Origin of the sequence: Ottowia cancrivicina (assembly GCF_029813755.1) — a bacterium.
GTDB lineage: Bacteria > Pseudomonadota > Gammaproteobacteria > Burkholderiales > Burkholderiaceae_C > Ottowia > Ottowia massiliensis.
On the sequence record NZ_JARVII010000020.1, the window covers coordinates 1 to 23,130 of the forward strand.

At 63.4% G+C, this 23,130-nt stretch carries 21 protein-coding genes; 13 read left to right on the forward strand and 8 right to left on the reverse strand.

Going from position 1 to position 23,130, the window contains the following annotated elements; all coding sequences use genetic code 11:
- The 5 genes from QB898_RS09560 to QB898_RS09580 form a co-directional block, all read left to right on the forward strand.
- A partial coding sequence (locus tag QB898_RS09560; RefSeq protein WP_279524768.1) for a hypothetical protein occupies positions 1-648 on the forward strand: 648 nt, incomplete at its 5' end.
- Positions 649-1,107, forward strand: a complete 459-nt coding sequence (locus tag QB898_RS09565) for a hypothetical protein (protein ID WP_279524769.1) — start codon at positions 649-651, stop codon at positions 1,105-1,107.
- A 358-nt stretch (positions 1,108-1,465) separates the two neighbouring features.
- Positions 1,466-1,891 carry a hypothetical protein gene (locus QB898_RS09570; RefSeq protein ID WP_279524770.1) on the forward strand — a complete coding sequence of 142 codons (426 nt, stop codon included), beginning with the start codon at positions 1,466-1,468 and terminating at the stop codon, positions 1,889-1,891.
- A 12-nt stretch (positions 1,892-1,903) separates the two neighbouring features.
- Complete coding sequence (locus QB898_RS09575; protein ID WP_279524771.1) at positions 1,904-2,293, forward strand: hypothetical protein; 390 nt, start codon at positions 1,904-1,906, stop codon at positions 2,291-2,293.
- Between the two features lie 517 nt (positions 2,294-2,810).
- Positions 2,811-4,064 carry an MFS transporter gene (locus tag QB898_RS09580; RefSeq protein WP_279524772.1) on the forward strand — a complete coding sequence of 418 codons (1,254 nt, stop codon included), beginning with the start codon at positions 2,811-2,813 and terminating at the stop codon, positions 4,062-4,064.
- Positions 4,065-4,289: 225 nt separating this feature from the next.
- Here QB898_RS09580 and hpnD read toward each other — a convergent pair whose 3' ends face one another.
- Complete coding sequence (hpnD, locus tag QB898_RS09585) at positions 4,290-5,168, reverse strand: presqualene diphosphate synthase HpnD (RefSeq protein WP_279524773.1); 879 nt, start codon at positions 5,166-5,168, stop codon at positions 4,290-4,292.
- Between the two features lie 135 nt (positions 5,169-5,303).
- Here hpnD and pssA point away from each other — a divergent pair, with 135 nt between their 5' ends.
- The gene (gene pssA, locus QB898_RS09590) at positions 5,304-6,230 is read left to right on the forward strand and encodes a CDP-diacylglycerol--serine O-phosphatidyltransferase (protein WP_279524774.1); all 927 of its coding nucleotides are present in this window, start codon (positions 5,304-5,306) and stop codon (positions 6,228-6,230) included.
- Positions 6,231-6,288: 58 nt separating this feature from the next.
- Positions 6,289-6,765 (forward strand): VOC family protein, encoded by a 477-nt coding sequence (locus QB898_RS09595; protein ID WP_050714422.1) that lies wholly within the window; start codon positions 6,289-6,291, stop codon positions 6,763-6,765.
- 171 nt (positions 6,766-6,936) lie between these two features.
- On the opposite strand, the gene QB898_RS09600 is transcribed toward QB898_RS09595, so the two are convergent.
- On the reverse strand, positions 6,937-7,488 hold the full coding sequence (locus QB898_RS09600; protein WP_050716324.1) for a hypothetical protein: 552 nt from the start codon (positions 7,486-7,488) through the stop codon (positions 6,937-6,939).
- A 304-nt stretch (positions 7,489-7,792) separates the two neighbouring features.
- Between QB898_RS09600 and QB898_RS09605 the strand changes: the two genes are divergently transcribed.
- From QB898_RS09605 to QB898_RS09630, 6 genes are all read left to right on the forward strand, one after another.
- Positions 7,793-8,491 (forward strand): RnfABCDGE type electron transport complex subunit B, encoded by a 699-nt coding sequence (locus QB898_RS09605; RefSeq protein ID WP_279524775.1) that lies wholly within the window; start codon positions 7,793-7,795, stop codon positions 8,489-8,491.
- A 35-nt stretch (positions 8,492-8,526) separates the two neighbouring features.
- Positions 8,527-8,763 carry a DUF3460 family protein gene (locus QB898_RS09610; RefSeq protein ID WP_279524776.1) on the forward strand — a complete coding sequence of 79 codons (237 nt, stop codon included), beginning with the start codon at positions 8,527-8,529 and terminating at the stop codon, positions 8,761-8,763.
- 170 nt (positions 8,764-8,933) lie between these two features.
- Positions 8,934-9,752 (forward strand): segregation and condensation protein A, encoded by an 819-nt coding sequence (locus QB898_RS09615; protein WP_279524804.1) that lies wholly within the window; start codon positions 8,934-8,936, stop codon positions 9,750-9,752.
- Positions 9,753-9,907: 155 nt separating this feature from the next.
- Positions 9,908-10,498, forward strand: a complete 591-nt coding sequence (locus QB898_RS09620) for an NUDIX hydrolase (protein WP_428982789.1) — start codon at positions 9,908-9,910, stop codon at positions 10,496-10,498.
- Positions 10,495-11,337, forward strand: a complete 843-nt coding sequence (gene aat, locus QB898_RS09625; RefSeq protein ID WP_279524778.1) for a leucyl/phenylalanyl-tRNA--protein transferase — start codon at positions 10,495-10,497, stop codon at positions 11,335-11,337. The genes QB898_RS09620 and aat overlap by 4 nt, the downstream gene beginning before the upstream one ends.
- Positions 11,325-12,101 carry an arginyltransferase gene (locus tag QB898_RS09630; RefSeq protein ID WP_279524779.1) on the forward strand — a complete coding sequence of 259 codons (777 nt, stop codon included), beginning with the start codon at positions 11,325-11,327 and terminating at the stop codon, positions 12,099-12,101. Before aat ends, QB898_RS09630 begins: the two co-directional genes overlap by 13 nt.
- Before the next feature lie 477 nt (positions 12,102-12,578).
- Here the strand turns inward: QB898_RS09630 and purH are convergent, their stop codons facing one another.
- The 6 genes from purH to QB898_RS09660 all read right to left on the reverse strand — a co-directional run bounded on the left by purH (position 12,579) and on the right by QB898_RS09660 (position 23,025).
- On the reverse strand, positions 12,579-14,216 hold the full coding sequence (purH, locus tag QB898_RS09635) for a bifunctional phosphoribosylaminoimidazolecarboxamide formyltransferase/IMP cyclohydrolase (protein WP_279524780.1): 1,638 nt from the start codon (positions 14,214-14,216) through the stop codon (positions 12,579-12,581).
- 267 nt (positions 14,217-14,483) lie between these two features.
- Positions 14,484-14,717 carry a helix-turn-helix domain-containing protein gene (locus QB898_RS09640; RefSeq protein WP_279524781.1) on the reverse strand — a complete coding sequence of 78 codons (234 nt, stop codon included), beginning with the start codon at positions 14,715-14,717 and terminating at the stop codon, positions 14,484-14,486.
- A gap of 74 nt (positions 14,718-14,791) precedes the next feature.
- Complete coding sequence (gene dusB, locus QB898_RS09645) at positions 14,792-15,817, reverse strand: tRNA dihydrouridine synthase DusB (protein ID WP_050714429.1); 1,026 nt, start codon at positions 15,815-15,817, stop codon at positions 14,792-14,794.
- A gap of 294 nt (positions 15,818-16,111) precedes the next feature.
- Positions 16,112-16,405 (reverse strand): hypothetical protein, encoded by a 294-nt coding sequence (locus QB898_RS09650; RefSeq protein ID WP_279524782.1) that lies wholly within the window; start codon positions 16,403-16,405, stop codon positions 16,112-16,114.
- Position 16,406: 1 nt separating this feature from the next.
- Positions 16,407-16,778, reverse strand: coding sequence for a hypothetical protein (locus tag QB898_RS09655; protein WP_279524783.1), 372 nt, complete (start codon positions 16,776-16,778; stop codon positions 16,407-16,409).
- A gap of 232 nt (positions 16,779-17,010) precedes the next feature.
- Entirely contained in the window at positions 17,011-23,025 is a 6,015-nt protein-coding gene (locus tag QB898_RS09660; RefSeq protein WP_279524784.1) for an alpha-2-macroglobulin family protein, read from the reverse strand.
- Positions 23,026-23,130 lie beyond the last annotated feature (105 nt).

A 23,130-nucleotide genomic window follows, 5' to 3' on the forward strand; every position in this document is an offset into this window, starting at 1 on the left:
CATGAGAAAAGCATCAACAAGCACGGATGGAAGGGGTTTGGGTATATTGTTATTGATCCGGAGACGGGGGCCGGGGCTTATTTGATTGAGGGGAGCGGAAATGGTGGAGAACAGATAGATGCTGCAATTGCTAAGGCATTGAATATTAATCAGCTTGCTCCAGACAGAATCAAACAATCAATAATGACTTATAATTTAGGCATGCTTAATCGTGTATTAAGTATGGTTGAACATGCCGCCCTCACGGTTAGTGCTTGGCTGAAATGCAATAGCGAGCTGATTATCAATATACTTGTGCTAGCAATTATCTTGGCGCTAATTGTTGCTGTGATACGAAATGCCCCAGCCCTTGCTCCTGCTGCAGTTATAGTAGTTGCACTGACATCAAAGCCAGCCATGGCTGCCAGTTCTAGGACAAGTTGTTTTATAGATTGCACAAAAGCAACGCCTCAAATCCTAAAGATTACCATGCCAGAACCGATATTGGGCAGAGAGCATGAATTCAAGGCTGAATATGGAGCCACTCCTGTTAGCAGATTCGATATATGCAGCTGCAAGGATGGAGGCATCGTGATATGGGAGGTGCAAAAATGTGGCAGCATTCCCGTTGGAGCAATACCAATAATAACAGATTTCAGGTGCAAATAAATGTCGTTTGAATGTGAGATATTGTGTGGCGCCTTTGATTTTGACGAAGGTGCCTTTCTGAAAAGTCAAGCAGTTTCCATGAGAGATTTTTCTATTGAAAAAGGGAGAATTTATAGATGGGCCAATGGCAGAGTTCCGCTCGAGAAGCCCGAATATCATAAAATAAAGTTTAAAAAACTAAGACACAAGACAACTAATGAGTCTACCGAGAAACAAATCGTTTACATGTATCAGAATTTCATATTGTCTCAAACAGCAATCCAAGATTATATTGACAGGCATGCAGCAACAATAGATCTATTTTTCAAATGTTCAAAGGGAGATCTGTTTAGAAAATTCTTGATTGTTCAGGAGGCGGATGAACCAGCAGGTTTCTTTCTTAATGCAGCCATAATAGAGAGATTGGCCAGTTGCGGCTTATCTGTCGACATCGCTCTAAATCCTTCTCCCAATGCATGAATTAATATCCACAGGAAGCGAGTCAGTATTGCAATAATTTTGGAGGCACAACATTTAATACCCTGCCTGGAGAAGTTATTAAAGGAGAAATTGGTGTCGGTGCAACCATTGCACAAGCTGAACAAGGTATGGGAAGATTACTGGCGAGAGCGGCAGTAGCGCCTTGGATTCCAAACAAGTTTTTACCTGGCCTAGCATCAATGAGTGCTCAGACATTGTCCAAGTTGCAACAATTACGTCCTTATGGAGTGAGTAAGATCGGAAATATCGATGCGGTTTCGTCGCAACAAATGTATAAAAAGACATGCTTTCGCATTGATGTCGATAATCTTTATGGAACGAATTTCAAGCAACAATCATGTCTAAACATACTACTCAGATTGAGAAAATAAAAAGGCTGCATGGAAAAAGAAAGGAGCAGGCTATATTTTATCTATGGGAGCATCTGCGGGATGAACCTCTTGATAGCAACGACATTTCATACATAAGAAATAATATTTTATCATTGTATCCGAGCCTAAATTTTGACCAAAAACACGCTGCTCTCCAGGTTTTATTAAGACTTCATTGCGCTGACAGCGTTGTTGAAAGTTTGGTTTTTGATTATTTAGGTCAAGTCTATGAAAAATATACTGGAATAGCTTTTCTTATGTCAAACTATCTTTACGTTATGAATGGTTTTAGACAAGAAAATGGGACTATTGATATTGGCCCCTGGGAACTGGACAAAACTTTTGCGAAAGTGCGTAAAAGGCTGAAAGAAGGCAATTCACCTTATCTTTGAAATATTGCCGCCTTGCCACTCAAAGAAGGTTTGCCTGCTGATGACTTCAATCATGCCACCATGAACAGCAGTGCGAGAAAAAGGCTTCGCCTCATTTCGTTGCGGGAGAATGATCCCGCAATCAAGGCCGGATTCACCAAGACTGTCAATGCTGCATCGCCAGCCTCTTGCAGCATCAAAAGCAAGAGCAAATTCAGCCCTATCAAAAATCTATTTGCCGCAGTAAGTACGGGGACTTCATGCTATCAATCAAGGAGCAAATCAGGCTGCTTCTTTGAACCTTGTTTACCTTGCGCCTGTTACGCGTCCGGCATGCTGGATTCAACAGTGCCTGGTGTAATTCAACATGGTTTAGCCAGTTTGAGTATTGTTAAATTTATTCTGCTATTGGGCGTGCAATGATCTTCCACTTGCAGCTTCCATATGGATTCATGTTATTTCATGATTCCATGGAGATTCCATTCGTCCGTTTTTAAATGGCGGGGGGTGATTGTTGCGGACAATTTGCTTGCTTATTATGAATGCGGGTTGGGTTTCGTGCGGCAGAGAGAAAACTTGTTTTCCTGTGCCGTTCGCCAGTTTTATCTGCTGCATAGCTGCTTCCAGCGGTCGTGAATAAAATCAGGAAGATGCGTAATTCAATGAATGGATCGCATATCAAGACAACTAAGACCCCGGGAAAAGCCCGCCGCGCAGCAGCATGGCTGTGCGCTGCGCTTATGGGCTGTGAGTTGGTTCACCAAGGCATGCGCGAAACCAGGTGAGGGCGCCGGGGCCGTTGGCAAGGCCTGTTTTCAGAAAATGAATGGCCCGTGTGGTCTGGTAGGGTTAGAGGTTGCGGTTATCGTTTTAGGCATGAATGGGAGCGATGCCGCTTGGCCAGGCGCTTTCGTCTGAGACTGTTTTTTCAGGAGATGTCATGAGCAGTATTTCCCTTGTATCTGGTCCTGCGGCGGCGCCCGTGTCGCGCAACCGCCTGTTGCTGACTTCCGGCCTGGGCTGGATGTTTGACGCGCTGGACGTGGGGCTGCTGGCCTTTGTGCTGGCTGCCTTGCAGGCTGCCTGGGGGCTGAGCCGCGCGGAGATGGGCTGGCTGGGCGCGGTCAATTCCATAGGCATGGCCGTGGGCGCGGTGGCGTTCGGGCTGATGGCTGACCGCGTGGGGCGCAAGCGCGTGTTCATCGCCACGCTGCTGCTGTTTGCTGCGGCCAGCGGCTTGTCGGCGCTATGCGTGTCGCTGGCGGCGCTGATGGCGTTGCGCTTTTTCATTGGCATGGGGCTGGGCGGCGAGTTGCCGGTGGCAGCCACTTATGTGGCCGAGCGTGTGCCTGCCCATGAGCGCGGCCGCGTGGTGGTTTTGCTGGAAAGCTTCTGGGCCGCAGGCTGGCTGCTGGCGGCGCTGATCGCCTATTTCGTGATGCCCCTGTTCGCGGCTGACATGGGCTGGCGCGTGGCCTTGCTGCTGGGGGCGCTGCCTGCTTTTTATGCGCTGTACCTGCGCCGCAAGCTGCCAGCGGACGCGCCAGCTGGCGCCGCCCAGCGCTTGCCGTGGCTGCGGCGCTTGGCGGCCTTGTGGTCGGCGCCGCATCGCCGCGCCACGCTCATGCTGTGGGTGCTGTGGTTCACGGTGGTGCTGTCGTACTACGGCATGTTCCTGTGGCTGCCCAGCGTGATGGTGAGCAAGGGTTTTGAGCTCATTCAGAGCTTTGAATACGTGTTGCTGATGACGCTGGCGCAGTTGCCAGGCTATTTCAGCGCGGCCTGGCTGATTGAGCGCATGGGCCGCAAGTTCGTGCTGGTGGGCTACCTGATGGGCACAGCGGGCAGCGCCTGGGCTTTTGGCAACGCTGGCTACGATGCGACGCTGCTGTTTTCAGGCGCGATGCTGTCTTTCTTCAACCTGGGCGCGTGGGGCGCTTTGTATGCCTACACGCCTGAGAACTATCCCGCCGCCATTCGCGCCAGCGGCGCAGGCGCAGCGGCAGCCGTTGGCCGCATGGGCGGCGTGCTGGGGCCGCTGGCCATTCCCGTGCTGGGCGGCTGGGGCTGGAGCACAAGCGCCATCTTCACGTTCTTCGCCCTCACCATTGCCACCGGCGCGCTGGCCGTGGCTTTTCTGGGGCGTGAGACGCAGGGGCTGACGCTGGATGCGCCTGAAGGCCAGCAGCCCTGAGAGCCAGTCCCCAAAATCATCCCGGAAGCCTGACCATGCGCCGAATGCAAGCGATCTTCACGAATGCTTCGGCTGAAGAGGGCCGTGACCTCGTAGCCCTGGCTCAGTCTTCTCGATTGACTCAGCCAAGCAAAGGCTCTCTCCTCAATTCAGCGTTTGAGCAATACCTTGAAGATGTGTTGCTGGCAGCGCTTGATCTCCTGCATGTTCCATCCGAACATGCTCTCAGAACCGCCCCAGCGCCTGCATCTTCCAGGCCAGCCAGAGCTTGCGCAGGGGCGTGAGGCTGATGCGCTGGTGCAGCACCTGGAAGTTTTCGGCCTGCACTTCATCCAGCAAGGTGCGGTAGATGCTGGCCATCATCAGGCCGGGCTTTTGGGCGCGGCGGTCGGCGTCGGGCAGCAGGGCCAGGGCCTCGTCGTAGCAGCGGCGGGCGCGGTCGGCCTGAAATTGCATGAGCGCCACAAAACGCGGCGAGTGCGCGCGGTTGGTGATTTCGTGCGCTTTCACATCGAACTGCTGAAGCTCATTGATGGGCAGGTAGATGCGGCCGCGCATGGCGTCGTCGCCCACGTCGCGGATGATGTTGGTCAGTTGCAGCGCCAGGCCCAGCTTGTGCGCGTAGGCGGTGGTGGCCTCTTGCGTCTGGCCGAAGATGCGGGCGGCCACTTCGCCCACCACCCCCGCCACCAGGTGGCAGTAGCGCTCCAGCGCCGGAAAGTCCAGATAGCGCGTTTGCGTCAAATCCATCTCGCAGCCTTCGATCACGGCCAGCAGGTGGCGGCTTTCGATGCCGTAGGCGGCGGCGTGGGGCATGAGCGCCTGCATGGCCGGGTGCGTGGCCTGGCCCGCGAAGGCGCGCGCCACTTCGCCGCGCCACCAGGCCAGCTTGCTGGCGGCCACGCCCGCGTCGCTGACTTCATCCACCACGTCATCGACTTCGCGGCAGAAGGCGTAGAACGCGGTGATGGCCGCACGCCGGGGCGGCGGCAGAAACAAAAAGGCGTAATAGAAGCTGCTGCCAGAGGCGGCGGCCTTTTGCTGAACGTACTCTTGCGGGGTGCTCATGGGCGGCGGCTCGTGGGAAGGGGCGGATTCTTGCATTCGGCGCCAGTCCTTTTGGCGAAGGCGGTTTTCCGCTCGCTACACTGGCTGGCTTGCCGGGTGGGCAGCCAGCGCGGGCGTTCGCGCTGGCGCAGGCCTGCCTGGCGAGATTCCCAGAGACAAGGCCGCCCCAGCATGCAAGACTCGCAAACGCCTGAAAACCGCCCGCGTTCCCCCGCGCCTTTTCCGGCGTCTCCGCCAGCGCCCAGCCCGGCGCCTGCCGCACCAGCGGGCGTGCGCCGCCTGCGCAAGGGCATCTACATCGTGCCCAACTCCATCACGCTGGCGGCGCTGTTTTGCGGCTTTTACGCCATCGTCATGGCCATCAACGGACGCTTTGACTACGCCACCACCAGCATCTTCGCCGCCATGATTCTGGACGGCATGGATGGGCGCGCCGCCCGCATGATGCACGCGCAAAGCGCCTTTGGCGAGCAAATGGATTCGCTGTGCGACATGGTCAGCTTCGGCGTGGCTCCTGCGCTGGTGGCCTACGAATGGGCGCTGCGCCCGCTGGGGCGCTGGGGCTGGATCGCCGCCTTCGTGTACTGCGCGTGCGCGGCGCTGCGGCTGGCGCGCTTTAACGTCAATACGGCGGTGGTGGACAAGCGCTATTTCCAGGGCCTGCCCTCGCCCGCCGCCGCCGCGCTGGTGGGCGGCTTCATCTGGCTGACCAGCGCCATGCTGCTGGCGCACAAGGATGTGCCCATCTTCCGCAGCCTGTTCACCCTGCTGGGCGGCGCGCCGCTGGAGCGCGGCGATCTCTCCTGGACGCTCTTTGGCATCACCTTGCTGGCAGGGCTGACCATGGTGACCAACATTCCCTACTACAGCTTCAAGGATCTGGGCGGACGCCGCAGCATGCCTTTCGTGATGCTGGTGCTGGTGGCGCTGCTGCTGGCCGTCATCAGCATCGAACCGGCCACCATGCTGTTTTTGCTCTTCGTCGGCTACGCGCTCTCGGGCTATCTGATTTACGCCTGGCGCAAAGCCACAGGGCAGCACGCCAGCATCGTGAGCACCTCGACCGAAGAACCGGACGAACAGGGCCTGCATCGCTGACGCCCCCTTTTTTCCGCGCTGCGGCGCGCCACTCAAGCCACTTCAAGGAGACAAACACATGACCTCGCCACGCCCCTTCAAGGTTCTGGGCATTCAGCAAATCGCCATTGGCGGCCCCAGCAAGCAGCGCCTGCAACAACTGTGGGTGCACATGCTGGGCCTGCAAGTCACAGGCACGTTCAAAAGCGAGCGCGAGAACGTGGATGAAGACATCTGCGCCATGGGCAGCGGCCCCTTCAAGGTGGAAGTTGATCTGATGCAGCCGCTGGACGAGCATAAAAAGCCCGCCGTTCATGCCACCCCGCTCAACCACGTGGGGCTGTGGATTGACGACTTGCCCAAGGCCGTGGAATGGCTCACGGCGCAAGGCGTGCGCTTTGCGCCCGGCGGCATCCGCAAAGGCGCGGCGGGCTACGACATCACCTTTTTGCACCCCAAGGCCAGCGAGGAATTTCCCATTGCCGGCGAAGGCGTGCTGATCGAGCTGGTTCAGGCCCCGCCCGAAGTGGTGGCAGCGTTTGCCAAGCTGGCCTGAACGGCGTTTTCAGGCCAGCGCCGCGCCTGCCCGTTCAACTTAAAAACAGGAGCAAATACAGCAGGGTGAAAAAGCCGTTTCGCGCAGTCTTCACTAGGACATCACGCTCCTGAAACAAGAGCGCCAATCACCCCTGCTGGATCTGTCTTCGGCCCTGTTTGGGGCGTGTTTTCAGAAGCTGTAATTGAGCTGGAACATCAGGGCGGATTTGCCCAGCACATTCACCTGGGCGCCAATGTGCGGGGTGAAGTTGTAGCCCACCGCCGGAATGATGGTGACAGCCCAGCCGCTGGAAGTGTTCAGCGGAATCTTGCGGTGAAAGGGCTTTTTGTAGCCGTGCAGCACGCCGCCCGTGAGCTTGAAAAACACGCCGGGCGCGGCGCGCAGGGGCGTGAAGCGCCAGCCGTAGTACAGATATTGGCTGGGCTGGCCAAATGAATTGCTGAACAGGGCCAGCCCTGCCACGCTGCGGCCCGCCAGCCGTTTTTCAGCCTGCACCAGCCAGACGTAGGAGTGTTTGACGTCTGGCTCGAATTCGTGCTTTTTCTTCGCTTCCGAAAAATGGTAGGTGTAAGGGGCGTAGCCGAAAGTCCAGCCCGAAAAAATGGAATCGGAATGGGAGTCGGGGGCGGCTTCAGGAGCGGCGGAGGCGGCCAGCGCCAGGGCGGGCGCGGCCAGCCACAGCCCCAAGGCCGCCTGCGCGAATTTCGATTTGAGGTTCATTGCCAGTTTCATCGGCCAGCTTTTCGTGTTTGAAGGCTCTTTCAGGCCAGCCGCAATCGTGAAAAGCGGGGGATTATCCACGGCGCTTCGCTGCGCGCGCGGCATGAAAAAGCGCCAAATTGCATCCATGAATGGCCATTCGTGAATAGGCGCATTCGTGCATGCCATGCGCAATACCCGCAATCATTTCATGCAGCCCGCGCGAAAACCCTGCAAGACCGGCGCCTGTGTGGCCGCAGGCAAAATCCGCCATCCGGAAACCGCCACGGAAACTTCCGCGCCCCTTCCCACGAACGCTCGCCTGATGCCTACGCCCGCCGAACTTGCCGCTGCCGTGCTCGACGCCCTGCCGCAAACGCAGTGCCGCCGCTGCGGCTATGACGATTGCGCGGCCTACGCCCGCGCCATTGCCCATGAGGGCGCGCCCATCAACCAGTGTCCGCCGGGCGGGCAGGAAGGCATCGTGCGGCTGGCGGCGCTCACGGGGCGGCCCGCCGTGCCGCTCAACCCTGAAAACGGCAGCGAAGCGCCGCGCCAGGTGGCGGTGATTGATGAAGACTGGTGCATCGGCTGCACGCTGTGCGTGAAAGCCTGCCCGGTGGACTGCATCGTGGGCGGCAGCAAACGCATGCACACCGTGATCGAGGCCGACTGCACCGGCTGCGGCCTGTGCGTGAGCGCCTGCCCGGTGGACTGCATTGCCATGCAGGATGTAACGGCCCCGCTCACGGGCTGGCAGGCCTGGTCGCCCGCGCAGGCGGCGAAGGCGCGCGCCGAATACGCCGCCACGCAGGCGCGCCGCCAGCGCGGCGCACAGGCGCAGGCCAGCCGGCTCCAGGCCCAGTCGCCTGAAGGGTTGGCTGTTTCGCCGCCAGCATCGCCCGCGTCCGCATCGCCCTTGTCTCCATCGCCTTCAACCGCATCGCCCGATGCCCGCCGCGCCATCATTGAAGCGGCCATGGCGCGCGCCCGGGCTGCTGCGGCCGCTACGGCCCTGAAATAATCCTTTCTTTTCCCACGTTCCGAAACGCCTGAAACATGCCGATCGCCAACTTCTTCCGCCGCCCGCACTACACGTCAGACGCCACGCAGTTCCTGAACGAACTCAAGGCCCAGCGCCCCTGGCTGGATGCCGCCCAGCAACAGGGCCGCGCCTTGTTGTGGGACAAGGAGATTGACCGCCAGCAGCAGGCCGATATGCGCGCGGGCCGCGTGGCCCAGCCCAGCTACGTGTACTACCCGATGGGCGATTTCGGCAAAAGCAGGCAAGGCTGAAATAGCGGGCGATTTGCGCGTCCTGGGCTGTTCTCAAGCCGGAGGCCCTGACGCCATGCCAGCTCGCGCCGCTCCTTTCATATTGAAAAAGCCCGCTGGCCCCCGTGAAATGGGCGCGAGCCGCTATCAAAACCGCAGCAACCACCGCCGCCGTGCAGCCTGCCGACACCTTGCCTGAAACGCACGCGCGGCCCGCCCCGCCGGAGGCAGACGCCAGCCTGGCCGTGGCGCGCCTTTATGGCGAGCCGCTGCTCGCGCTGCCGCAAGACCTGTACATCCCGCCAGACGCGCTGGAAGTCTTTCTCGAAGCCTTTGAAGGCCCGCTTGACCTGCTGCTCTACCTCATACGGCGGCAGAACTTCAACATTCTTGACATCCCGATGGCCGCCGTCACGCGGCAATACCTGGGCTACGTGGAAGAAATCCGCAACCGCAATCTGGAGCTGGCCGCCGAATACCTGCTCATGGCCGCCACGCTCATCGAAATCAAGTCGCGCATGCTGCTGCCGCCCGTGAAAACGGCAGATGACCAAGAGCCTGAAGACCCGCGCGCCGCGCTGGTGCGCCGCCTGCTTGAATACGAGCGCATCAAGCTCGCCGCCGCGCGGCTGGGCGAGGTGGCGCAGCGCGACTTCATCACCGCCCAAATCCACGTGGAGCAGGCGCTGGCTCCGGACTTCGCGCAGGTGGACCTGGCTGACTTGCAGCAGGCCTGGCGCGCCATCCTGCGCCGCGCGCGCCTGGTGCAAAGCCACCGCATCACCCGCGAAGAACTCAGCGTGCGCGAGCACATGAGCCTGGTGCTCAAAAAGCTGCAAGGCCGGCGCTTTGCCCCGTTTGAAGAACTGTTTGACCTCACGCGCGGCGCTCCCGTGCTTGTGGTCACCTTCATCGCCTTGCTGGAACTGGCCAAAGAGGCGCTGGTGGAAATCACGCAAGCCGAAGCCTACGCGCCCATTTACGTGCGCCTGGCATTCACGCCCGCCTGAAAACCTGCTCACGAAGTCCATTCGTGATTGTGAAAAGAGCGGATCCGGGCGACCTGCTGCGTTGCAAATCTTCGCTGAGCCACACCAGGCAGACTCTGAACAGCCTCTCAGCCCTGGTTCCAGAGCAGCATGTCAGACCGGGGCGCAAAGGCACAATGCGGCTCATGCCCGCTTCTGCCATTCATTACTGCCGCCGCTGTGGCGCGCCGACCGCCAGGCGCCTGCCGGATGATGGCGACACGCGCCAGCGCGATGTGTGCACGGCCTGCGGTCTGGTGCATTACCAGAACCCGCTGCTGGTGGTGGGCACGCTGCCTTTCGCGCCAGATGGGCGCGTGCTGCTGTGCCAGCGCGATATAGAGCCGCGCAAAGGGCTGTGGACGCTGCCGGCAGGGTTCATGGAGCTGGGCGAGACGCTGCGCGGCGGCGCGCTGCGAGAAACCAGCGAGGAAGCCGCGCTGGAGGCAGGGCGGCATGTGCGCCCGGGGGCGCTGTTTTCCGTGATCAGCGTGCCGCAAGTGGGGCAGGTGCATGTGTTTTACCTGGCCCCGCTGCTGGAGGAATGCCTGCGGCAGGGCCTGCCCGGCGGCTTCGGGCATGAAACGCGGCAAACGCGCCTGTTTGCCGAAAGCCAGGCGCCCTGGCCGCAGCTGGCCTTTGAGACGGTGCGGCTGACGTTGCAGCATTTTTTTGACGACTGGCGCGCGGGCTGCTTGGGCGTGCATGAGCAGGAGCTGCCGTCATGAGCGGGCCGGGCGCTGAAAGCGCGCGCAGCCTGCCGCCGCTGGCGGCGCTCAAGCCGGGCGATGCGTTTCCGCCGCTGGAAGCGGCCTGGCCCGCCGACTCGCCCTCGCCGGGGCTGCTGGCGGTGGGCGGCGCGCTGGATGCGGCGACACTGCGGCGCGCTTACGCGGCGGCCATCTTTCCGTGGTTCGCGCCGGGCGAGCCGCTGCTGTGGTGGAGTCCGCAGCCGCGCATGGCGCTGGCCGTGGAGCGCTTCCGGCTGCACCGCTCGCTGAAGCAGGCCCTCAAGCGATTTCTGGCCGCGCCAGCCTGCGAAGTGCGGTTTGACAGCGCCTTCGGCCGGGTCATCCGCGCCTGTGCGGCCGTGCCGCGCCCGGGGCAGTCGGGCACATGGATCACGCCGCAAATGGTGGCTGCCTACGAAGAGCTGCACGCGCAGCAGCTGGCGCACAGCGTGGAGGTGTGGGCCGAAGGCCGCCTGCTGGCGGGGCTGTATCTGGTGGCGCTGGGGCGGGCGGTGTTTGGCGAATCCATGTTCACCCGGGTCACGGACGGCTCCAAGATCGCGCTGGCGGCGCTGGTGGCCTTTTGCCGCACCCACGCGCTGCCGCTGATTGACTGCCAGCAAAACACGCGGCATCTGGCCTCGCTGGGCGCTGCGCCCATGCCGCGCGCGGACTTCGCGGCGCAAGTGGCGCTTTTGGCGGCGCAGCCCGGCCCCGCCTGGCGCTTTTCGCCCTCATGCTGGAGCGCGCTGGGTCTGAACAGTGCAAACAGCGGCACAAACAGCGGCACAAACAGCGGCAAAGACGATGGCAGGAAGACGCCGTGGCGCACCTGAAAGAGCTGCCGTTTCAGGCCATCCGCTTTTACGTCACTGCGCCGTATCCGTGCGGCTACCTGCCCGATCAAATGGCGCGCTCGCAAGTGGCCACGCCCAGCCATCTGGTGCAGGGCGAGGCTTATTCGGAGCTGGTGCAGCTGGGCTTTCGCCGCAGCGGCCTGTTCGCCTACCGCCCGCACTGCGACCAGTGCCAGGCCTGCAAGCCCTTGCGCGTGCGCGTGGCTGATTTTTCGCCCAGCCGCAGCCAGCGCCGCGCCCAGCAGCGGCACGCCAGCTTGCGCGCGCGGGTGCTGCAGCCGGGCTTCGTGCCGGAGCACTACGCGCTGTACCGGCGCTACCAGGCCAGCCGCCACACGGGCGGCGGCATGGATGTGGATGACGCGCAGCAATACACGCAATTTCTGCTGCACAGCCACGTGAACACGCGGCTGGTGGAGTTTCGCGAGGGCGGCGGGCCAGGCGAGGGCGAGCCGGATGGGCCGCAGACTGGAGCGCTGCGCATGGTGTCGGTGGTGGATGTGCTCAAGGACGGGCTTTCAGCCGTCTATACCTTCTACGAGCCTGACACGCCCCACGCCAGCTATGGCACCTATGGCGTGCTCTGGCAAATCGCCCAGGCCCACACGCTGGGCCTGCCCTACGTGTATCTGGGCTACTGGATCGCCCAGAACCGCAAGATGGCCTACAAAACGCAGTTTCGCCCTTGCGAAATCCTGACGCAGGGGCGCTGGCAGGAAGCGCCTGCGGTGGCAGCGGGCTAGCGCTGCGCCAGGGAATGCGGGCCTTCCGCTTTGCTTTGGCACCTGATAACGCCGCCGTGGCAGAGGGCCGGCCGCCCCGTTTCCCATCCTGGCCCGCTCCTGCCTTCAATCTGCCGCAGTCCGCTCATGAGTGGCAAAAGGCCAGAGCATGCAGGGCGGCAGACGGTGTTTTTGCTCTCATGTCAATAGCACGACGTCCTAGTGGAATGGGCGCGAGTGCCGTTTTCATACCCCCTGAATCCGCTCCTGTTTTTAGTAACAACCTCGGCGCTGGCGAACGGCAGAAGGCGCATCTGGCCGTGCGCCTGGTCTTGAGAGGCCCCTCACGGCCAGACTTTGAACAGGCTCTGAGGGGCTGCCGCGCATCGGCCGGGCCGTTGCCCGTTCGACTGCCCGGCAGAGAGTCGCCACGCTCGCAACGCCGCAGGCCGCCCGAGTCCGCGCTTTTCGCCCCACGGGCGGATTTGAAACCCGCTTTCAATGCCTGAAGTGGCGCACGCCGGTGAAGACCATGGCGATGCCGCGTTCGTTGGCGGCGGCGATGACTTCGGCGTCGCGGATGGAGCCGCCGGGCTGGATGACGCAGGCCGCGCCGGCGTCGGCCAGCACGTCCAGGCCGTCGCGGAACGGGAAGAAGGCGTCGCTGGCGGCTGCCGCGCCGGTCAGGCTCAGGCCGGCGTTTTGCGCCTTGATGCTGGCGATGCGGGCCGAGTCCAGGCGGCTCATCTGGCCTGCGCCGACGCCGACGGTCATGCCATCTTTGCAGAAGACGATGGCGTTGCTTTTGACGTATTGGGCCACTTGCCAGGCAAAGAGCAGGTCTTGCATTTGCTGCGGCGTGGGGCGTTTTTCGGTGACGACTTGAAGGTCGGTTTCTTGCAGCCGGTGCTGGTCGGCCGTCTGGATGAGCAGGCCGGAGCCGACGCGCTTGTATTCCAGCGCGCGGGCGGCAGGGGCTGCATGGGCCGTATCGGCGGGCAGTTCGATTTGCAGCAGGCGCACGTTGGGTTTGGCGGCGAAGACGGCCAGGGCTTCGGGCGTGAAGGCGGGGGCCATGAGCACTTCGACGAATTGCCGGGCTGCGTGTTCGGCGGCGGGGCCGTCCAGCGGGCGGTTGAAGGCGATGATGCCGCCGAAGGCGCTGGTGGGGTCGGTTTGCAGGGCTTTGGCGTACGCCTGGCCCGCGCTCGGAGCCACGGCCACGCCGCAGGGGTTGGCGTGTTTGACGATGACGCAGGCCGCTTGCGTGAACTGGCGCACGCATTCCCAGGCGGCGTCGGCGTCGGCGATGTTGTTGTAGGACAGCTCTTTGCCCTGAAGCTGGCGCGCGGTGGCGAGCGTGCCGGGGGCGGGGTGCAGGTCGCGGTAGAAGGCGGCCTGCTGGTGCGGGTTTTCGCCGTAGCGCAGGTCTTGCAGTTTGATGAAGACGGGGTTGGCCTGCGCGGGGAAGGGGGCGCGGACGGGGGCGCTTTGGGCAAATGGGGCAGAGCCGCTTTCGCCTTGGCCTTGGCTGGCGTCAAAGTCCACGCTGGAGAGCCATTCGCTGATGGCCGCGTCGTACTGGGCCACGCGGTTGAAGGCGGCCACGGAGAGGGCAAAGCGCGTTTTGGCGCTGAGCTGGCCGCCGCTGGCGCGCAGCTCTTGCAGCACGGCGGCGTATTGGCTGGCGTGGGTGAGCACGGCCACGTCTTGCCAGTTCTTGGCGGCGCTGCGCACCATGGCGGGGCCGCCGATGTCGATGTTTTCAATGGCCTCGGCCAGCGTGCAGCCGGGGCGGGCCACGGTGGCCTCGAAGGGGTAGAGGTTGATGACGGCCAGGTCAATTGCGCCGATGCCGTGCGCTTGCAGCGCGGCCATGTGCGCGGGCGTGTCGCGCCGGGCCAGCAGGCCGCCGTGTATGGCGGGGTGCAGGGTTTTCACGCGGCCATCGAGCATTTCGGGAAAGCGCGTGACTTCGGCCACTTCGGTCACGGGCAGGCCCGCGTCTTTGAGCAGCTTGGCGGTGCCGCCGGTGGACAGCAGACGAAAGCCCAGCGCGGCCAGCGCTGCGGCGAATTCGGCGATGCCGGTTTTGTCGGATACGGAAATCAGGGCGTTTCGGGCAGTGGTGTTCATGGCAGTGGGGTGGGATGAAAACGAAGGGCGGCCAGGTATTGGACGGGTTCAGAAAAGAGAGCAAATAAAAGGGGCAGAAAAAGGCGTTCGCGCAGATTCCAGTAGGACCTCATGCTATGAATCAAGGAGCGAAAAAAGCCTTTCCAGACCGCCTGATGAATCGCCTGATGAATCGCCTGATGAATGCGCCAGCGAATGCGCGGACGAGCGCGCGAACCAACTCGCGCGGGCAGGCCCGGCCCCGGCAGGCAGCGCGGGCGGGCCGCCTCAAAGCAGCTTGTGCTCCAGCAGCTTTTTGCGCAGCGTGTTGCGGTTCAGCCCCAGCCACTGGGCGGCGCGGCTTTGGTTGTTGTTGGCGCGGCGCATGACCACTTCCAGCAGGGGCGATTCCACGCTTTTGATCAGCATGTCATACATGTTGTGCGGCTCCACGCCATGCAAGTCCTGGAAATAGGCTTCCAGGCTCTCGCGCACGCAGGCATCAAGATGGGTTTGGCTCATGGGTGTGATGGAAATGACAGAAAAAATGAAAAAAGCGCCGCAGCGGCCAGCCAGCCCGCTGCGGCCTGCCGCCCTCAGGCCACCTGGCTCCTGATGGGCGCTTCGCCTGGCAGGCGCTCGTGGCGCTCGGCCAGCAGCATCAGAAAGTCGGCCACCGCCTGCCACTGCCGCAAGGCGCTGGCCTCGGGCATGAGCGACTGCACAAAGGCATCGCCCCCCGGCAGGCCGCCCAGCATGCGCTGCAAATGCTTGCGCGCCGAACGCGCGCCCGCCGCCTCGCCATACAGCGCGTAGTGCGCGTGCAGGTGATCCAGCAGCGCGCTGCGCACTTCCAGCGTGAGCGGCGCGGCCAGCTGGCGGCCCGTGGCCAGGTAGTGCGCCACCTGCCGCAGCAGCCAGGGCGCGCGCCAGGCGGCGCGCCCCAGCATCACCGCGTCGGCCCGCGTGGCAGCGAGCACGGCGGCGGCCTTTTCGGGCGAATCAATGTCGCCATTGGCCACCACCGGCACGCGCACGGCGGCCTTGACGGCGGCAATGGTTTCGTACTCCGCCTCGCCCGCGTAGCCCTGCTCGCGCGTGCGGCCATGCACCGTGATCATCTGCACGCCTGCGCCCTCGGCGGCGCGCGCCAGCGAAACGGCGTTGCGCTGCGCCGCGCTCCAGCCCGTGCGCATCTTCAGCGTGACCGGCACGCCCTGCGGCGCGCAAGCGGCCACCACGGCCTCGATGATGCGCAGCGCCAGCGCCTCGTTCTGCATCAGTGCGCTGCCCGACCACTGGCTGCACACCTTGCGCGCCGGGCAGCCCATGTTGATGTCAATCACCTGCGCGCCGCGCGCCACGTTCCAGGCCGCGCTCTCGGCCATGGCCGCCGCATCAGCCCCCACGATTTGCACCGCAAAGGGGCCAGGCTCGCCCTCATGGCGGCCGCGCAGGCGGCTCTTGGCCGTGCCGCGCAAATCAGGCCGCGCCGCCACCATCTCCGCCACCGCGTAGCCCGCCCCGAAGCGGCGGCAAAGCTGGCGGAAAGGCCGGTCGGTCACCCCCGCCATCGGCGCCACGAACACGGCATTGGGCAGCGCGTGCGGCCCAATGCGCATGGCCGTCGGCAATGGCGAAAAGTGTGAAAAAGTTGTCATGGCAACAAAGAGCAAGCGCGGGATTCTAGCTGCCGCAAAAAAAGGCATCCGGTGAGAACCTGTTTACGCCCGCTCTTGAACAACCCCTGCCAGCAGGCGCGCAGCCAGGAACGCCAAGAAAGGCTGCGGGCCGCCCTGCTCCTGCCTGGCCGCATCAAAAACAGAAGCGAATATGAAGGGCCTGAAATGCCGCCCTGCGCTTATTCCACTAGGACCTATTGCTATGAATAGATGAGCTTGATGACACTGCTTCCGTCATGTATGCCCCCGCTCACGCCTGGCCCGCTCCAGCACGAAAAACAGCCAAACGGCGGGCAGCCCCGCCGCAGCGCCCAATGCCAGCCAGAGCCAGCGATGGCGCCCGGCATACCGCCACAGCCAGAAGCCGCAAACGGCCTGATAGGCGTGATCGATGGCAAAAGCCGCTTGCGGCCCCCAATGCGCCGTTTCTGAGTGAAAAAAGACCCTGCGCAAAACCACGGCAAGCACAAAAGCCGCCGCCAGCCAGAGCACAGGGCGCTCGCCGTGCTGGTTCAGCCACTGGCGCATGTCACTTCTCGCAATCGGGGTGAAAGGCTGGCGATGACGGCTTGGGCCGATGGGGCTGCCGCGCCTCATTGAACAAAACAAAAAGCGCCACGCCCATCAAATCGGCAAACAGCCCGAATGCGGCCCAAAGCCAGTGATACCCCAGCGATGCCCCCGGCGATGCCCGCCCCGCGCTTTTCAAAAGCCAGGCCGCACAGGCCAGGCCGCGCAAATACGCAAGCAGAGAGACGTATGGAAAGGCCGCCGCTTTTTCGCCGCCTTCAAATGCAGGCGCAAAAGTAAATGCCAGCATCGCGCCATGCTCCACCACGCTGGCCGCCACATACGCTGCGGCAAGCCAGACAAAATCATATTCACCGTATTCTTTTGACATGGTTCATTATCTTTCAAGCCATTTCGTCAAATCATTTTGTCTTCAGGCTCGAATATCGACTGGCGCGCCTTCATGGCGTTTCAAAGAAATCATTTTCTCCTGCCTGAATCAAACTTGTTTCGAGCCATTTTAAAAACAGCCATGCAGGCATACAAAGTGAAAAAAAGCGGGTTGCAGACCCGTCCGCAACCCGCTTTTCGCCATTTTTCCATTCAGGCAGCGCTGATGCCCGCTACTGCCGCACCTGCACCGGCGCGTTGGGCGCTTCACCGAACATTTCGGGGGCGTAGAGGGCTTCGACGCGGGTGGGGGGCAGGTTGAAGACGCCGGGGTTGTTCAGGCGCACGGTGTATTCCATCTTCAGCTTGCCTTTGGGCAGGTATTCGTAGTAGGCGCGGAAGGACTCGAAGCTGCGCTCTTCGTAGGCGAGCCAGCCCCAGCCTTCGGATTTTTCGCCGCTGGAGGCAATGGCCGAGTCGCGCCCCAGGCCGCTGCCGAGGATGGTGGCGCCGCCGGGCACGGGGTCGGTGATGGCGACCCAGGTCATGTCGGCGCTGGCATTGACTTCCAGCGTGACGCGCAGGATGTCGCCGCGCGAGTAGTGGCCCGCCGGCAGGCTCTTGTCGGCCTGCTCAAGGGGGGTGACGCTGCGCTTGATCTGGTAGCCCGCCGCGAAGGGGGCTTTCAGGGGCACGGCGGCCAGCGATTGCAGGGTGAGCCAGGGGCTGCCGCTGCCTTCGTGGGTGACGGCCAGCTCGCTCTTGCCTGCTGGCTGGCCCGCCTGCTGACCCTTCTTTTGCGGCCAGGGCAGCTGCATGGTGTTGTTCACGTAGAGGCCGGGGCTGGCGGGCGCGCCGGAGTAGCTCAGGCGCGAGTTGGCATGGTCCACGCCTTCTTCCTTGGGCGCGGGGCGCACTTCGCTCCAGTCCACCTGGGCTTTTTCGCCGCCCAGGCTGGCACGGGTGATGCCGCTGACGGGGGCGGATTCGCGCGCGCGGGCAAATTGCTCGATGGCGAAGCTGCCCCAGAGGTTGGCGGTGGTGGTGTGCCAGGCGCCGCTTTGCTGGCGCTGGATGAAGCCGTTGATGAGGCGGCCCATGTCGTCATGCCATTCGGGGTCGTCCAGCACGGTGAGCAGCAGGCGGGCGGTGTTCACGTCGCCGCCGGCCATGAACCACCACCAGTCGTCGTCTTTTTCGGCGCTGAAGATCAGGCGCGAGCCTTGCCATGACAGGCGCGAGCGCAGGATTTGCATGGCTTCTTCCAGCTTTTGCGGCTGGGCCGGAATGCCCTTGACGCGGCGCAGCACGTTCACCCAGTCAATGACGGCGCTGGTAGGCCACTGGTTGGGAGCGATGGTGATGCTCTCCAGCATGGCGGCCCGTGCGGCGCCGTAGCGCGAGAGGGCTTCGATGGCGGCGAGCTTGAGCACGTCCAGGTCTTTGCGGGGCGACCAGTAGCGGCGCGTGATGCGGCCTTCGACGAAGGCGGCCAGGCCGTCCAGCATGGGCTGGCGCACGTCTTCGGGCAGGGCGTATTGCGGCTCGATGCGGCTGGCTTCATGGGTGGCGGCCAGCATCCACGCGGTGAGGATAGGGCTGCCTTTGTCTTCCTGGCCGCTGCGCGGCGGGAAGTAGTAGAGCAGGCCGTCGCCGTCCATGTAGGAGGGCATTTGCGCTGCCACGCTGCGCCACTGCGCTTCATCGCGCATGCCGATGGCCTTGCTGGTCTGCTGCTCCAGGCAGGAGTAGGGGTAGGCGGCGAACCAGTCGTTGATGGCGGGCAGGCCATCGGCCAGCTTCGGTTGCAGGGCCAGGCGCAGCCCGCCACGGCCCGGCAGGGCGTCGGCGGGCGGGGCCACGGGCAAGGTGTAGGGTTTTTCAAGCTGCACGAGGGTGGCCTGCTGCACCGTCACGGGCACGGCGGGCACGACGCGCTGGCTGACTTTCAGGGCGTCGCTGGCGCTGCCGTTTTCATCCTTGGCGCTGATTTTCCAGGTGATTTCCTGCGCGCCGGGCACGCCCATGTGCGGCGGGGCGGTGACTTGCCAGCGGGCTTCGCTCGCCTGGCCAGCGGGTATTTCCAGCGTTTGCGCTTCGGTTTGCAGCGGGGCGGCTTCGGCCCGCACCTGCACTTTCATGGGCTTGTCCGTGGTGTTGCGCAGGGTGAAGGCGGCTTCGTACGCATCGCCGCCGCGCACCAGGGGCGGCAGGCCGCTGATGATTTGCAAATCTTGCGTGACGCGCACGCTGGTTTTGCCGGTGCCAAAGCGGTTGGCGCCGCTGTCAGCCACGGCCACGATCTGGAAGGTGGTGAGCGCGTCATTGAGCGGCACGTCCACGATGGCCTGGCCGTTGGCGTCCAGCTCCACGTCAGGCTTCCACAAAAGCAGGGTGTCGAGCAGCTCGCGCACGGGCGCGCCGCCCGCGCCGTCGCCGCCAGGGGGCGCGGCCTTGCGGCCGTAGTGGCGGCGGCCCACGATTTCCATTTGCGCGGTGGCCGTTTCCACGTCCCAGGAGCGGCGCCGGAGCATGGCTTCCAGCAGGTTCCAGCTGGTGTTGGGCATGAGTTCAAGCAGCGCCTTGTCCACGGCGGCCACGGCCACCCGGGCCTGGGCGGCGGGCTGGCCGCCGGGCAGCTTGGCCTCAATGCGCACGCGGGCCGTGCCGCGCGGGGCGTAGCTGGCCTTGTCGGCTTCCACGCCCACGTGCATGCGGTAGTTTTGCTCGCCCAAGCGGATTTCGGCCATGCCGAAGCGGTAGGTGGGCTTGCTCAGGTCCACCAGCGCGGTGGGCGGGGCGAAGTCGCTGTCTTTGTTGCGGAAGGCTCTCCACCACTGGATGGGGCTTTTGAAGCCCCAGGTGAAGAAGCTGTACCAGGGCACTTCATACAGCCGCCCGCGCAGCGCCAGCACGCTCACGTAAACGTTAGGCCCCCAGTTTTCACCGACTTTCAGGCTGATGGTGGGGTCGTCGCCGCTGAGCTGCACCACTTGCGTCTGCACGATGCCTTCGCGCTCCACGGCCACCAGCGCGGTGGCCTTGCGGAAGGGCATGCGCACCTGAAAGCGCGCGGTGTCACCCGCGTTGTAGCGTTTTTGCTCGGGCAGCACGTCCATGCGGTCGTTGTTTTCGCCGTCAAACCACAGTTCGCCCTGGCGTGTGACCCACACGCTTTGCGCGGCCTCGGCCTTGCGGCCCGCTTCGTCAGCCGCGCTGGCCACCAGTTCGATGCGGCCGGGCTGCGCCAGCTTCACATCGCAGTGCAGCAGGCCGCGCGCGTCGGTCTTGCCGCTGCACAGTGCGCCCAGGTCATGCGTTTCGTGGTGGTGGTCGTAGGCATAGAAGCCGCCTACCAGCCGCTTGCGCGTGGTGGTGGTGGTGTGCGCCACGGCGCGCACGGTCATGGCCGCGCCCGCCTTGGGCTTGCCTTGCAGATCCAGCGCCAGTGCCTGCAATTTCAGGTTTTTGTCCACGGAAACCCAGCTGTCGGCGCGCAGGCCGGCCACCACGGCGGCGGGCCACAGGGTTTGCGTCTGGCTCAGGGTCTGGATTTCGCCATTGGGATCGGCATAGGTGGCTTCCAGCAGCAGCTCGCGCGGGCGGCTGGAGGCGGGCAGCTTGGCGAGCACCAGGCGCCCCGCGCCTTGCGCGTCCAGCGTGAGCGGCTGCTTGTCGGCCACGAGCTTCTGGCTGGCGGAGCTGGGCGCATCGCTGTCATCGCCGTCATCGTCCACGCGGGTTTCGCTGCTGCGGCGCCCGTCGGGCGGGGTGAAGCTGAAGCTGTCGTAGTCGCCAAAGTGCGGCGCGATGTCCTTGACAGCCGCCGACACCTGCACGGGCAGGTGCGCCGCCGCGCCGCCAGCCACGTAGCTCACTTGCACCTGCACGGGCACGTCTGCGGTGGCGATCAGGGCGTTTTCATCGGCCACGGCCACGCTGCCGCGATACACGGGCAGGCGGAACTCTTCCACGCGGAAGGAGCCGGCGGAATGGCCGCCACTGTCGTCATCATCGCCGCCGCCTGCGCCAAACGTGATGCGGTACACGCCCAGCTTGGCGTTTTTGGGCACGGCGAACTGGCTGGCGGCGCTGCGGCCGCCCGTGGGGGTGTCGCGCCAGTTCAGCTCCTGCGTGTATTCCTGCCCGCTGCCCACGTGGGTGATGGTCAGCGTGCGCGGCATGCTGCCTGCGGGCGGCAGCGCCAGCGTGCCTTTTTCGGGGCTGACGGACTGGCGCAGGTAGTGCTTCATCGACACCGTTTCGCCCGCGCGCACGAGCGTGCGGTCCAGCACGGTGTGCGCCACTTCGGCGGACGCGCCGCCGTCGCGGCCCGTGGGCGCGTTGAAGCGCCAGGGTTCAATGCCCCGGTTCCAGTTGCTCCAGACAAAAGCCATGTCCTGCCCGCTGCCTTCGCCGCTGCGCGCGCTGATGAAGTAGCCGCGCGTGCTTTCGGGCACGCGCCATTCAAGCGCGCAGGGGCTGGATTGAGTGACTTCCGGCAGGCGCGCCAGGCCCTGCGCGTCGGTCACGGCCCGCGCCACGGGCTTGCCGTAGCAGTCCGACACGTTCACCTGCGCGCCCGCCACGGGCTGGCCGTGATCGAGCGTGGTCACCCAGGCCAGCGAGCCTTCCGGACTCCACTTGAAATGCACGGCCAGGTTGGTCACCAGCGCAGAGGTGCGCACATACATGGTGCGCTGCGGCCCGTAGCCTTCGTTCAGCAGGGCCTGACCCAGCTGGCGCGAGGCGATTTCCAGCACATGAAAGCCGGGGGTCAGCGGAATGCCCACCACCTCGAAGGGCCGCGTGTCGCCCTCTTGCGTGCCGGGCAGCGGCTGCGTTTGCGCGTCCGCGCGGCCTTCCAGCAGCGAGACGGCCCGTGTTTCCACATAGTTCTCCGAATACGGCGAATCCTTCAGCGGCGGCGGCAGCGCGCCCCGCACCACTTGCGCGGCCTTTTCGCGCTCGATGGAGGCGTCGTCAAACTCCTCTACCCGGCGCATCCATTCAATGATGTCCGCGTCGCTCTCAAAGCGCGCGCGGCTGATTTGCATGGACTGCACGCCCAGCTGCGGCTCCACGCGCCGCAGCGTCACCGGCAGCAGGGGCGTGCCGTTCGGCCCTTCGGCAAATCGCTCGACGATGCCGAACGTGCCCGCCGCGAACTTGGCCAGCGGCGGCATGGGCGAAGTGCGCACCGTCAGCGGAAAGCTCGCCGCGTTGGCCAGCGGGCGGCCGCTGTCGTCTTTCAAATCGGCAGGCAGCGTGAGCGTGTAGGTGGCGCTTTCGGCCAGCGGGGCAGGAAATTTCAGGCTGTCCAGCAAATCATCCGGATCGCCTTTTTCGTTGAACTCGGGCGCAATTTCGCCTTTGTCCGAAGTCAGCCGCGCCTGCTGGAGCAGGCGGCGCGGCGCGCTGGCCGAAAAATCCAGCGTCACCGGCCGCAGGGGCATGCACGCGGCCTGCGCGTTCTCGCGCTCGCAGCTCATGCTGGCCTGAAACAGCGGGCGCACCTCGTATTCAAAGCGGCGCTCCACCGTGTTGGGTATGCCGCTGGGCGTGGCCACGCCCTTGCCGTACACCAGCTCCACCTTCGTTTCCGGCGTGAGCCGCCGCTGGCACTGCATCACAAAAACCGTGCCCGGCTTCTTTTCATCACGCTGGCTCCAGTCCAGCTCCTTGAGCAGCGCCGCACGGTCCGCGCCCGTGATGAGCTTCACCGGCACGCGCTCGCCCACGCCTTCAGCGCTGCACCACACGTGGGCCTGCACGCTCTCCGGCGTGGCCGCGCCGTTGAGCGCCAGCACGAAATGCTGGTCTTCATCCACCTTGCGCCAGGTGCCCGGGAGCACGTCCTGAACGATCGGGCCGCCCGTGTGAAAGGCGTAGCTGCTCTTGCCCTCCAGCGCCGAGCCGTCGGCTGCCTTGAAGCCCGCCGCCGCCTTGAGCGTGCAGCGCGTGCCCGGCGGCAGATCGTCTTCAAAGTCGTACACCCACTCGCGCGCGCCCGTCCAGCGCCCTTCGCCCTTTTGCGCCTGGGCGTCATTGCAGGCCAGCGTGAACGGCGCGGCCAGCTTGGCATCGCCAAACGCCACCGCATTCGTCTTGAACCTGACCACCACCTGCCGCACCCGCGACACCTCGCCCTGCGGCGAAACGCTGGCCACGGCCAGCGCATGGGCCTGCCCCGCCAGCGCCAGAGCAGAACAAAGAAGGGAAAGACGGAACCAGACAGAACGTTTCATGGCGGCGAAAAGTGTGAAAAAAGACCCCTGAAAGCGACAAATCCGCATTGTGCCCAACGCCTCGCGCCCACTTGGGTTCTGCCCATGCCTACAGCGTGGTTCATC